This window comes from Aeribacillus sp. FSL k6-2211, assembly GCF_037966125.1.
Taxonomy (GTDB): Bacteria; Bacillota; Bacilli; order Bacillales; family Aeribacillaceae; genus Aeribacillus; species Aeribacillus composti.
In genome coordinates this window covers 4,018,455-4,031,327 of sequence record NZ_CP150190.1, presented here as the reverse complement: position 1 = coordinate 4,031,327, position 12,873 = coordinate 4,018,455, and the positions used below count along the sequence as shown (strand labels likewise).

Annotated in this window: 11 protein-coding genes; 5 read left to right on the top strand and 6 right to left on the bottom strand. The window is 37.0% G+C overall.

Annotation, left to right across the window (positions count from 1 at the left end):
* The first annotated feature begins 20 nt into the window (after positions 1 to 20).
* Together NSU19_RS19330 and NSU19_RS19325 are read left to right on the top strand one after the other, a co-directional pair.
* Complete coding sequence (locus tag NSU19_RS19330) at positions 21 to 458, top strand: PTS sugar transporter subunit IIA (RefSeq protein WP_066251473.1); 438 nt, start codon at positions 21 to 23, stop codon at positions 456 to 458.
* A gap of 101 nt (positions 459 to 559) precedes the next feature.
* The gene (locus NSU19_RS19325; RefSeq protein WP_066251470.1) at positions 560 to 1,978 is read left to right on the top strand and encodes a PTS mannitol transporter subunit IICB; all 1,419 of its coding nucleotides are present in this window, start codon (positions 560 to 562) and stop codon (positions 1,976 to 1,978) included.
* A 936-nt stretch (positions 1,979 to 2,914) separates the two neighbouring features.
* Here the strand turns inward: NSU19_RS19325 and NSU19_RS19320 are convergent.
* Entirely contained in the window at positions 2,915 to 4,192 is a 1,278-nt protein-coding gene (locus NSU19_RS19320) for a cation:dicarboxylase symporter family transporter (RefSeq protein ID WP_066251467.1), read from the bottom strand.
* A 283-nt stretch (positions 4,193 to 4,475) separates the two neighbouring features.
* Here NSU19_RS19320 and NSU19_RS19315 point away from each other — a divergent pair, with 283 nt between their 5' ends.
* Positions 4,476 to 5,783 carry a sensor histidine kinase gene (locus NSU19_RS19315; RefSeq protein WP_339198108.1) on the top strand — a complete coding sequence of 436 codons (1,308 nt, stop codon included), beginning with the start codon at positions 4,476 to 4,478 and terminating at the stop codon, positions 5,781 to 5,783.
* A gap of 4 nt (positions 5,784 to 5,787) precedes the next feature.
* Entirely contained in the window at positions 5,788 to 6,717 is a 930-nt protein-coding gene (locus NSU19_RS19310; RefSeq protein ID WP_339198105.1) for a response regulator, read from the top strand.
* A 139-nt stretch (positions 6,718 to 6,856) separates the two neighbouring features.
* Here the strand turns inward: NSU19_RS19310 and NSU19_RS19305 are convergent, their stop codons facing one another.
* Positions 6,857 to 7,267 (bottom strand): Rrf2 family transcriptional regulator, encoded by a 411-nt coding sequence (locus tag NSU19_RS19305; protein ID WP_327873539.1) that lies wholly within the window; start codon positions 7,265 to 7,267, stop codon positions 6,857 to 6,859.
* Between the two features lie 184 nt (positions 7,268 to 7,451).
* Here NSU19_RS19305 and NSU19_RS19300 point away from each other — a divergent pair, with 184 nt between their 5' ends.
* Positions 7,452 to 8,081 (top strand): NAD(P)-dependent oxidoreductase, encoded by a 630-nt coding sequence (locus NSU19_RS19300; RefSeq protein WP_094244775.1) that lies wholly within the window; start codon positions 7,452 to 7,454, stop codon positions 8,079 to 8,081.
* 240 nt (positions 8,082 to 8,321) lie between these two features.
* Here the strand turns inward: NSU19_RS19300 and NSU19_RS19295 are convergent, their stop codons facing one another.
* The 4 genes from NSU19_RS19295 to NSU19_RS19280 all read right to left on the bottom strand — a co-directional run bounded on the left by NSU19_RS19295 (position 8,322) and on the right by NSU19_RS19280 (position 12,782).
* Positions 8,322 to 10,244 carry an ABC transporter permease gene (locus NSU19_RS19295; protein ID WP_339198103.1) on the bottom strand — a complete coding sequence of 641 codons (1,923 nt, stop codon included), beginning with the start codon at positions 10,242 to 10,244 and terminating at the stop codon, positions 8,322 to 8,324.
* A complete protein-coding gene (locus NSU19_RS19290; protein WP_339193663.1) occupies positions 10,234 to 10,995 on the bottom strand; it encodes an ABC transporter ATP-binding protein in 762 nt (253 codons plus the stop codon). The genes NSU19_RS19295 and NSU19_RS19290 overlap by 11 nt, the downstream gene beginning before the upstream one ends.
* A gap of 94 nt (positions 10,996 to 11,089) precedes the next feature.
* Positions 11,090 to 12,094, bottom strand: a complete 1,005-nt coding sequence (locus NSU19_RS19285; protein WP_063389122.1) for a sensor histidine kinase — start codon at positions 12,092 to 12,094, stop codon at positions 11,090 to 11,092.
* Positions 12,087 to 12,782, bottom strand: a complete 696-nt coding sequence (locus tag NSU19_RS19280; RefSeq protein ID WP_144598308.1) for a response regulator transcription factor — start codon at positions 12,780 to 12,782, stop codon at positions 12,087 to 12,089. The genes NSU19_RS19285 and NSU19_RS19280 overlap by 8 nt, the downstream gene beginning before the upstream one ends.
* Between the last annotated feature and the right edge of the window lie 91 nt (positions 12,783 to 12,873).

The window sequence follows — 12,873 nt, the reverse complement described above, 5'->3', positions numbered from 1 at the left end:
ATGAAGAAAGGTGAAACGGTGTGTTAAGTGAATATTTAAAAGGTAATATAAATTTCTTGAATAGAGTATCTTCATGGGAGGAATCTATAAGAGTTGCTTCCGATCCTTTATTAAAAAAAGGTAATATTACTCCTAAATATATTCAAGATATGATTGATAATGTCAATAAAAATGGTCCATATATAGTAATTGTTCCGGGAATTGCCATGCCGCATGCAAGAAACGAAGGAGGAGTAATCAAAACAGGCATTTCTTTTTTGAAATTACAAAACAACGTGCAGTTCCCAGAGGGAAAAGAAGTGAATATTATTATCGTCTTAGCGGCTGAAGACAATTCAAGTCATTTAGGTTTGCTATCCGACTTATCTTCTATACTAATTGATGAAGATGTTGTAAATAAGTTTAGAAATTCAAGCAATGAAGAAGAAATAATGAATGTTATTAAAATGGTAGAATAAAAAATGTTTTTTTGATTAAATTTAAAATTTAAACATCTTTTTTTTCAAAAAAGTATAGAAATTTCTTCTATAAATATTGATATGAAGAAAGGGTGTTATACATGGAAAATGTAATTAAAGCCAAAACCCCATCTTTTCGTGCACGCATCCAAGCTGTTGGAGGATTCTTGACCAATATGGTTTTGCCGAATATTGGAGCTTTTATTGCATGGGGGTTATTAACAGCTTTGTTTATACCTTCTGGCTGGTTTCCAAATGAGAATCTTGCTAGTATAGTTGATCCGGCAATCAAGTATTTATTGCCTTTGCTTTTAGCAAGCACAGGAGGGAGAATGGTTGCCGGCCAAAGGGGCGCTGTAATGGGTACCATCGGAGCCATAGGGCTAATAGTTGGATCCGATATACCAATGTTTTTAGGCGCGATGATTATTGGTCCTTTGGGAGGCTGGCTTATAAAGAAATTTGATAAATTGATAGATGGTAAAATACCTGCAGGATTTGAAATGATTGTTAATAACTTTTCAATTGGTATTTTAGGCTTCTTTCTAATGATTTTCTCCTTTTATTTTATAGGACCGGTTATTGAAGCGGCAAATAATGTTGTTTCATCCGCTATTAAATCTCTAGTGGATACAGGGTACTTACCATTATTATCTCTTATTAATGAGCCAGCTAAAGTATTGTTTTTAAATAACGTCATTGATCAAGGAATATATTATCCTTTAGGTATGCAAGAAACGCTTGAAGCAGGAAAATCAATTTACTTTACCGTTGCGTCAAACCCAGGACCTGGTCTTGGATTATTATTAGCTTTTAGCTTTTTCGGCAAAAAGGCTGCTAAGCGGACTGCTCCGGGTGCTATAATAATTCATTTCTTCGGAGGCATTCATGAGTTATACTTCCCATATGTATTAATGAAACCATTAACAATTTTAGCAATGATTGCCGGCGGGATGTCAGGTATTACAACTTTTTATCTTTTCGATGCGGGTCTTGTAGCTGGACCTAGTCCGGGATCCATAATATCTTATTTAGCTTTAACCCCTAAAGGTAATTTCCTAGGAATCATTTCAGGTGTAATCGTAGCTGCGGTAGTATCCTTCATCGTTACTGCAATAATATTAAAGTTTGATAAAAAAACAGATGAAGAAGATTTTACAAGTTCAATCGAAAAGTCAAAAGCAATGAAATCTGAAGGGAAACAAATTTTAAATCCATCTAATGAACTGTCTAATACAAAAATAAGTAAAATTTCATTTGCTTGCGATGCAGGTGCCGGCAGCAGTGCATTAGGTGCAACCACATTTAGAAAAAGACTGCAAAAAGCAAATATTGACGGTATTGAAGTAAAACATTATAGAATAGAGGATGTTCCAGAAGACACTGACATTATCGTCGTTCATAAAGATTTATTAGAAAGAGCAAGATTATCTCATAAAAACAAAAGAATTATCACTATAGAAAATTATATAGAAGATCCTAATTTATTAAAATTAATTGATGAATTAGGGAAAAGGTAAACAAATGGTTTTGTGTAATTGGAGATTCCTTGCTTGCAAACGTTATCAACAATTTTATAGATATTAGTATTAAAAAGAAAAATAATCATTAGGAGATTAGAGATATGAAAACAGTACTCCCTTGAGATTTAACTTTTGTGGACGTGGTGTTTTTGCAAATGGCGCAAATAAGGCAATGCTCACTTTTGCAATCGCGGACGGCTCACCACGTCCACTATTCAAAATTAGATTAAACAAAGGCCCTAACTTATATAAGTTAAATAGCCTAAGATACCATAAATTTAATTTACGGTTTTTCTAATCTGAAATGAATTGAAAGCAATGGAACTCCTGATTTATCTTTTTAAAAATATGTTCAAAGTTTTTTAAGTTTCTATCTCTCTAATAAACGAAGAAGTTGTTTTATGGTAATTTTGCAAAATTAAGCGATACACCAATTATTTCAGATTCGGCTATTGTGATTTTGTGTTGAAGACAACAAGAAAATAAACATCCGTCCACTATAAAATTATTAATTTTCACTTTTTCAAACGTGCCTATTTCTAAGTCTTTCTATATAATACTTGAATTTGGAAACAGTTTCAAGTTTTATTTAATAATCATTATAGGTGACACCTTTTTTTCGAGTTTGAGCTGTCTGCTTATTCCTGTGAAAAATCATTCTACATGCGAAAAGCTTTTTGGGAAAGAATTGCACTTTGGAACAAACAAAGATAAAGAAATAATAGGAAATGACAGAAATGATGGAAAATACGCTCTGTTTTTTCTTAACGTTTAACTATGTAGAAAACGATCAAGATCAGAAGTATCATCTTTTACGAATGAATCTAACAAAGCTGTTGAAATCATTATCTTCAATCTATAGCAAAAGCCGGAATGGTATCATAACCACTCCGGCTTTTTGATTGCAAAGTTTTTGGAATTATATCGGTTATATTAAGCTGCGGATTGCTTATTATTTTTAAAAGAATTGATATATGAAATAGCTTTTTCAACATCGAACTGACCTTCCCATTTAGACATAACGACAGCGGCTAATGAATTTCCAATGACATTGACCACTGTTCTAGCCATATCGAGAATACGGTCAATACCTGCGATAAATGCAAGACCTTCAGGCGGGATGCCTACTGCTCCCAGCGTAGCCAACAATACAACAAATGAAACGCCTGGAACGCCTGCAATTCCTTTTGAGGTCAACATTAATACTAGCACCAATGAAATTTGATCAGCGATGGACAAATCAATGCCATACATTTGTGCTATAAACAGTGCTGCTAATGCTTGGTATAGGGTTGAACCATCTAAGTTAAAGGAATAACCTGTTGGAATGACAAATGCTGTAATGGATTTTGGGCATCCAAATTTCTCCATTTTCTCCATTATTCTTGGCATAACTGTTTCTGAGCTTGAGGTTGAATAGGCAAGGATAAGCTCTTCTTTAAGTAAACGGATGATGTGAAAAATGTTTAGACCGACTAATTTTGCAACAAATCCAAGAACGACGACAACGAAGAATAACATTGTTCCATAGCCGACAATTACTAATTTACCCAACGGCACCAATGATTCGATACCGAATTTAGACACAGTCACACCGATAAGGGCAAACACACCAAATGGTGCAAATTTCATCACTTGGTTCGTCACCCAGAACATCGTTTCAGCTGTACCTTGGAAAAAGGCAATGATCGGTTTTCCACGCTCTCCGATGGCTGTGACTCCAAGTCCGAAAAATACAGAGAAGAAAATGATCGCCAGCATATTTCCTTCAACAAATGCCTGGAAAATGTTTGGTGGAACAATGTTGACAAATGTATCAGCTATTCCGTGGCTTTCAACTGCTTCTGCCGTATCGACATAACTATGAATATCTGTTTTCTCTAATGAGCTCATATCGACGCCGGAACCAGGCTGAAAAATGTTAGCTGCTAAAAGTCCGACAATAATGGCGACAGTTGTAATAATTTCAAAATACAAAATTGTTTTTCCGCCAAGCTTTCCGAGCTTTTTTGTATCACCTACACTTGCAATACCGACAATTAAGCTGGAAATAACAATTGGAATGACGATCATTTTAATTAATCGTAAAAATATATCCCCAATTGGCTGCAAAAATTTCGCAACATCTGGGTTACCATAAAAAATAGTACCAACAACAATACCTAGTACAAGACCTATTAAAATTTGCCAAGCCAAGCTTATTCTTTTCATCATAGCACCTCTTTTCTTTTATAATTGCCTCCAAAACGAATGGATGACAAAATTGATTATCATTATCTTTTAAATGATTACTCGTCGAAATAATAAGCTATAATAATTAGTAGAGTTGTTTGCGAGAGCGCTTACGAGTTATCTCATCTAATTTAAAATTGAAACTACAAGATCAGACGATAAATCTACAAAATTCTACAAATTGATTATTTACTTCGTTTTTAAAATTCTAACTTTTATTCAATTTTTTAAGAGGAACCATTATAACAAGGTTGTGGTAATATTGAACTTGCACTCTCTTGAAAAAAAAGAACTTCAATTATTGGTTGCAATGATCATTTTGGTTCCGCTCGCTGGCGAAATTAAATTTTATCCATTTAATGAAGTTTATCGGGTGAGTTTTGGACCTCCAACATTGTTTATTTTTTTATTGTGGCTGAGAAAGGTACCAGCTGTTATATGTGGTGTTCTTGCAGGCTTATCAATTGTGACATTTCGGGTTCTTCTCGATTTGATATCCCTTACATCTGTTGATTGGATGGCTTCCATTCATACAAATTCCCCTTATTTTTTCTATTACTTCACGTATGCGCTTGTTTTTTCTGTTTTAAGAATTCACCGATTTTACAATCGACCATGGGTGATCGGCCTTTTGGGGATTGTGATAGAATTGGCAGCCGGGATTGTCGAGCTACTCGCTGAAAATATTATGATTGGAACGGTTATGACTTTAGATGCCTTTAATAAAATTATGATTATTGCCATATTCCGAAGTTTTTTTGTGATCGGTTTATTTAGTATGATAAAATTGCATGAATCTAAGCTAAGGGAAGCGGAAATTCAAAAACGCAATGAACATATGATCATGCTTGTATCGAACCTTTACGAAGAGTCGGTGCTATTAAAAAAATCCGTTCAAGATGCTGAGGAAATTACGAGGCAATCTTACAACCTGTATCAAAAATTGCAGGAGATCAGGAAAGGGAAGAAAAGGCTGTCGCTGGAGGAGCTTTCACGGCATGCCTTGAGGATTGCCGGCGAGGTTCATGAGATCAAAAAAGATAATCAACGCATTTTGTCTGGACTTTCAAAAGTAATTTCAGAAGAAAGCTCCCTTGATTATTTAGATGTCCGATCACTTTTATCAATCATTGTTCGAACACATGAGAAGTATGCTGAGCTGTTGGGGAAAAACATTGAATTCAGTATTGCATATAATGGGTCACATCCTGAGTATCATGTGTATACGTTTATTTCCATTGTGAATAACCTTGTCGCTAACGCAGTGGAGGCCATCAAAGGAACTGGCAGCATTGAGATTGCAGTGGAGCGGGAAAATGATTGGCTCCAAATACGCGTTCATGATGATGGTCCCGGAATTCCCGATCAATATAAAGATATTATTTTTAAACCAGGATTCACCTTGAAATTCGACAGCACGGGCAATTCATCAACAGGTATTGGGCTTTCATATGTGAAAGAATTGGCAGAAAAGCTTAACGGGGAAGTAATGATTGAGCATCAGGAAGATAGCAAAGGGGCAACATTTATCGTTCGTCTGCCAATTGGAAATTTAACCCAAAAAAGGTGATTTTATGAGGTTTTTTATAATAGATGACGATGAGTCAATTCGTACTATGCTATGGCATATCATTGAAGACGAGGAACTTGGTGAGATCGTCGGCGAAGCAGCAGACGGTGCTGATGTTAGCGGTGAATTTTTAAATTTGAAGAAAGTCGATATTTTATTAGTTGACCTGTTAATGCCCGTTCAGGACGGCATTGAAACGATTAAGAAAATCAAGCCGATTTTTAAAGGAAAAATTGTTATGATATCGCAGGTGGAATCAAAGGATATGATCGGCCAAGCTTATGAATACGGAATCGAAAACTATATAACGAAGCCGATTAATAAAATTGAAGTATTGTCAATCTTAAAGAAGGTGATGGGTCATATACGTTTGGAAAAAACCATTCAGGATATCCATCACTCTTTATATAGTGTTATGAACGTTGATCATCTTCTAAAGCAAAATGTAAATCCTTATAAAGAAAATTCTCTTTCTGCCAGTGCACGATTCCTCCTTTCAGAACTAGGCATTGCCGGAGAAAGCGGCAGTAAAGATCTCATTGAAATCATGCAGTTTTTATATGATTACGAACAAGAGAAAACATTTGCCGGCGGATTTCCTTCATTAAAGGAGATATTTAGAAATATTGCGTTGAAGAAGCTTGGAGAAGCAGCCAGTGAAGAGGAGCTGAAAAGGGAAATTAAAGCGTCTGAACAACGTGTGCGGAGGGCGATCTATCATTCCTTGAACAACTTAGCGTCACTTGGGCTCACAGACTTCATCCATCCAAAGTTTGAAAATTACTCATCCAAATTTTTTGATTTCACTGCTGTTCGTCAAAAAATGGAGGAATTAAAAGCCGATCGGCCTGCAGCTGCATCGTCTATACGAATCAATACGAAAAAATTTATCCATGCTTTTTATTTTGAAATCAAGCACTTGATGGAGGAATAAAATCGATTTCAAAGATTCCCTGCATGCGTGCAAACTTATGAAAGTAAAAATGAATCATTCACCTTATTCAAAACAGCGAAACGGTCATAAGTGCCGAAAAAGAGGAAATAACTACCACTTCATTTTTTATGGGCCATTCTTATTGTAAGAAATGGCCCATTACGTCTTTTAGGGATTGGCTGGCCAGCTCGTCTTCCATCGCTTTTTGAACGCGCGTAAATGTGCTGTCCAGGGCGGATTGAATGTTTTTTCCAACGGGACAATTGGGGTTCGGATTTTCGTGAATGGCGAATAATTCGTCTTTCGGTTCGACCGCTTTAAAAATATCCAAAAGTGTTATGTCTTCAGGGTTTTTTGTTAATTTTGCTCCGGTTCTGCCGGCATGGGAAGTTAATAGTCCCGCTTTCTTGAGCATGCTTGTAATTCGCCGGATCACCACAGGATTCGTGTTGACGCTTTTGGCAATAAATTCTGAAGACACATGCTCAAGGGGATTTGATGCTATTAAGATCATAATATGAATCGCCACTGCTAAACGGCTGTTAATCATAAGTTTCCACCACCATTTGTCACTATTTTAGTGACAAATTTGAAATTTTGTCAAACAGGTTGGCAGGCAATGATTTCCGGATGACAGCTTCAATCAATAAGTTGACAGGGATTTATATTTGTAACTATAATAGTTACATATAATTTGTAACTGAATTAGTTACATAAAGGGAGGAAAATTGTTAATGAAAATTGCCGTTATTGGTGCAACGGGAAAAGCAGGAAGTTTAATAGTAAAGGAAGCAAAGGAACGAGGACATGATGTTACGGCTATTGTCCGCAATGCTTCTAAAGTGACTGATGTACCAGCTGTTGAAAAGGATATTTTCGATATTACATCAGAGGATATAAAAGATTTTGATGTTGTTGTAAATGCATTTGGCACTGCACCTGGTGAAGAGCATAAACATGTGGAGGCAGGAAAAGTATTAATCAATGCCTTGAAAGGAGCGCCTAATACGCGGCTTATTGTTGTAGGCGGAGCGGGCAGCCTGTTTGTCGATGAAGCGAAAACAACCCGCCTCTTTGACACACCGGATTTTCCGAAAGAATATTTGCCGGTAGCGAAAAGCTCAGCTCAAAATTTGCAAGATCTTGAAAACTCTGAAGGGATTCAATGGACTTATATTAGCCCAGCTGCATTTTTTGATCCGCAAGGTCCGCGCACAGGTGAATATAAAGTTTCAGGCGATGTGCTTGCTGTCAACTCTGAAGGCCAAAGCTACATCAGTTATAGAGACTATGCGATAGCACTTGTAGATGAAATTGAAAACCGTAAGCACATTAATAAACGTTTTTCCGTCGTATCCAAATAAAAGCTTGATTGCCGAGCGGTGCAGATTTTCTTATTTTTTTACGGCTTGAGATTTGGGAGGATTTCGGGGGTTATTCATATAATGAAATATAAGCCTCAGACACCCTGTGGGGAGCTGAGGCTTATATTTTTCTATAAAGTTGAACAAACTACCCGTTTTTCACACGGGCGGTTTTTTTAAAAATAAAGAGGGGGTTCCCAAAAGTCAACTTATACTGACTTTTTGGACAGTTCCTTAATATTAAAGAGCCGCTTTTATTACTTTTTTATAATAAAGTACGGAGAGAAAGCCGAAAATCGAATACAAAGCTGTATATAGCAGCATGACGAGAATCATTGGCGTCCAGAGCTCTGTGCCGAATAAAAACCATCCTGATTGAACGGCAAAGTAGCTGTGGAAAAGCCCGATGATCAAAGGAATCCCAAAATTAAAAGCTTGTTTGGCTTGAACTCCTTTGAGCAAGTCGCCTTGTGTGAAGCCGAGTTTTCTTAAAATGGTATAATTTAGCTTTTCATCTTCGCTCTCATCCATTTGTTTGAAATAAAGAATGCAGCCGGATGTAATCAGAAAAGTTAAACCTAAAAAGCCGACAATAAACATGCTGAGCCCCATAGATCGTTTTTGATTACTGCTCATGGCGAGCCGTGAATCATGATTGCCGCTAAACGTCGTTTTTTGAAAGATTTCATTAGCTTCCTGTATTTTAGCTTCATCTTGAATATCAATTCCTATATGAACAGACGGTTTCATGTCCATGTCCTTTTGTAAACGGTCAAATATCGTTTCGTCGACAATGGCAACAGGCAGGCCGCCGCCTGTGAAAAAATAGGAAATGTAGTATTCCTTTTGTAAACCTAAATATTTTTGCGGTATGACTTCGTGCCGGCCTTTTAATTCGATTTGACCGGAACTTTTCAGCGGCATAAACTTCTGCATCATATCGTTATACCCTGCAAAAAGAGTTTCATCTGGAGACAGATTGATCTTTTCTACATCGTCGTCACTAATGATTGGGAGAGGCATGGATGCCGGGTCAACTTTCAATTCCTTCAGCTTTGTATCTAATATTTTCTCCATATTGATGTTTGCGTGGATCACATCAATCATTTTTTCACTGTATGGAATGTGATGCGCATGTAATGCTTCTTTAAAATGCTTTGCATCTTCCGCATTCGTCAGAGCAAAATCGGCGGCGACATAATTTTCAGCGGATTTTTCCGATGAATAGTAGGAAATATAACTTAAAGATAACAATCCGATGGCAAGAGCAGAGACGGTTGTAATGATCGTTAATAATAAAGCATTTGACTTCATTCGGAACATAATCGATGAAAGAGATAGTACCTCATGAATATTTAAATAACCATCCTTCTTTTTTCTAATGAGATAAAAAATAAAGCTGACAGACCCTTTATAAAATAAATAGGTTCCGATAATGACAGATCCTAGTATAAAGATCATCGCAAGGAATAGCTCATTCATCGTAGTAAAATCGCCGCCAAATAACTTAGACGAAATATAGTAGCCTATAATGATGAAGAATATGCCGAGAATCCCGATAATCATTTCCAACAGGGATACTTTTTTTACTTCTGTAGTGGAAGCAACTTTAAATAAAGATAAAATGTTCTGCTTTTTAATAAATACGTAATTCAACAACATGATACAAAGATAAATCGCACTAAAAACGATCACTGTTTGGATCAAAGCATTAGGTGAAAAAGTAAGCGTTGCAATGGCATTGACGCCGGTAATTTTAAACAAAATCATAATGAATAATTTGGAGCTGGCAAATCCAATAAAGACTCCAATGAATAATGAGCTGAAATAAATGATAAAATTCTCAGCCGTAAGAATGCGGAATATTTTCCCTTTTGTCATGCCGATTAATTGAAGCAAGCCAATTTCTTTACTGCGCCGTTTAATGAAGATGTTATTGGCATACAAGAGAAAGACAGTCACAATGACAATCAATAATACGGATGCTGTTCGAATGGCAGCAGCCCCTTTAATCGACCCTTTTGTTGCATCCATTGACGGATCATATTGCAATGTGACAAACGCGAAATAAAGGGCTACTGTAAACATTAAGGCAAATACATATAAATAGTAGTTTTTCAGATTTTTTTTCAAATTACGGAATATCAGCTGCTTAACGTTCATGTTGCACCCCGCCTAATACCCCTTGGGTTTTCATAATATGTTGGAAGAACGTTTGTCTTGTTTCTTCCCCTCTATTTAATTGGGTATAAATTTGCCCGTCTTTTATGAAAATGACCCTGCTTGAGAAACTGGCTGCGACCGGATCGTGGGTGACCATGACAATGGTGGCTTTTCGTTTTTGATTTAATTCTTGCAGCTTGTTTAACAGATCAGATGCCGATTTTGAATCAAGGGCGCCTGTTGGCTCGTCGGCAAAGATAATGCTCGGCTCGTGAATAAATGCCCTTGCTGCTGAGGTGCGCTGTTTTTGGCCGCCGGAAATTTCGTTTGGATATTTATCCTTTATTTCATAAATGCCCAGTTCTGTTGCCAGTTCATTGAATTTTTGTTCCGCTTCTTTTTTTGCTGTTTTTGTAATGGATAAAGGCAGCAGGACGTTTTCCTTCACTGTCAGTGTATCGAGCAAATTGTATTCTTGAAAGATGAATCCTAAATGTCTTTTGCGGAATTCCGCCAGCTGTTTTTCTTTCATGCCGACAATGTCTGTTCCTTCTATTTTGATCGTTCCTTGGCTGACTTGATCAATTGAGGATAGAACATTGAGCAATGTCGTTTTCCCTGAGCCGGATGGCCCCATGATGCTGACGAATTCTCCCTTTTCTACACGAATGTCCAATCCCTTTAACACTTCTTGTTTATTAAATTTGTTTCCATAGCTTTTGTAAATTTTTGTTGCCTCTAAAATATACATATCGCGTCCCTCCTTGATATTTTTATCATAATCGTCCTTCTTGTATTTTTCCTTCGATTCAGCGAACAAAATGAAAAAGCATGTGACAAAATTGTCACATGCTTGTAATGCGGACAAATTCATTTTTCTTTGGAAAGGTTAAGGTAACAGTCGTTCCTTCTCCAAGCTTTGACTCTACTTTAATATCTATCAGCAATGTTTCGGCGGCTTTTTTCGCCAAGTATAATCCCATGCCTGTTGAGGCATTGTCCTGATGTGCGGTCGTGGATGTGAAGCCTTTGTCAAAAATGCGCGGCAGATCCTTCGGGTCAATGCCACGGCCAAAATCCTTCACTTTGATCATTGTTTGATCATTTTGCCGATAGCTTTGAATGATGATATCGGATGAATCGCTGTATTTTACCGCATTTGTTAACAGCTGTCTCATGATAAAGGCGAGCCATTTCGCATCGCTTAGCACTTCGGCAGCCTCTAGCTCGACCTCAAACCCAATTCCTTTTTGCATACACCATGATTGCAAAGCTTTTATCTCTTTGAAAATGAGTGGTTCCAGTGCAACATTTTCAATATATAAATCATTTTCCATGAAAGGAATCCGTTTTTGATGAAGCTGCTGGTCAAGCAGCAGATGAATGCGCAGCCATTCATATGTCAATTGTGCTTTGATAACTTCATCATCTAATCGTTCAATGATTAAATGCATCGCTGTCAGCGGTGTTTTAACTTCATGAATCCATGACAGCAATTCATCTTTTTCCTGCTCGAGCGCAATTCGATTTTGCGAAGCCTCTTGTTTCAAAAGCTTCGTTTGGTTTATTATCCGCTGTTCAATCATTTTTTCAAAAGGGCTTTCAGCATTCGCTATACTTGTTAAATCAAGGCTGTTTTCCCATCCTTCCAAGCTTTTATAAAACTTTGTTTCTTTATTGTAGCGGATGATGACAAAAATGAAAAAAATAATCATCAATAAAAAGACAATATAGAGAACGGACTTTAATGAAATGGTTGAATCAAGATAAGAAATAAAAAGGATAAACAGCTGCATGAATAAAAAGAGAAGGATCCAGCTCTTTCTTTCAATAATATATTTTTTAATCATATACGGCTGCCTCTTCCTTTGCCATGTAGCCTTGGCCGACTTTCGTTTCAATAAAGCGTCCCAACCCGAGCTCATCCAATTTTTTTCGCAAACGATTGACATTGACCGTTAATGTATTATCGCTGACAAAGCGCTCATCCTCCCACAGGCTTTTGATTAATTCTGTCCGGCTGACGATTTTGTTTTTCTTCTCAAGCAAATGCTTTAATATCAATAGTTCATTTTTAGTTAGTTCAATTGTTCCTTTATCATTTGTGACCGTATTGTTCTCATAATCGACCGTCGCCCCGCACCATGCCTTCAGCTTCATTTGTTCTGTATTATAGTTGTATACTCGGCGGAGAATTGCTTGTATTTTTGCGATAAGCACCTCGAAATGAAACGGCTTTTGTATAAAATCATCCGCTCCAAGCTGCATTGACATCACCATATCGGTCGGGTGATCCCGCGATGATAAAAAAATAATCGGAACGTTGGAATGGGAGCGGATCATTCGGCACCAATGAAATCCATCAAACTTTGGCAGCTGAATATCAATGATGACCAAATCAGGCTTGATGGCTGTAAATTCTTCAATCACTTTTCCAAAGTCAGTAATGCCGTATACATCATAAGACCATTGTAATAACCGTTCTTTTATTTCATGAAACAGGGTGGTGTCATCTTCAATGAGCAAAATTTTAAACAATGCTTTCACCACACTTTTTTCACTTATGTTTGTTAGACTTTCCCGCTGTCCTATATTGTGCATGATTGAGCGGATAGCGGTGTTTTTTTGC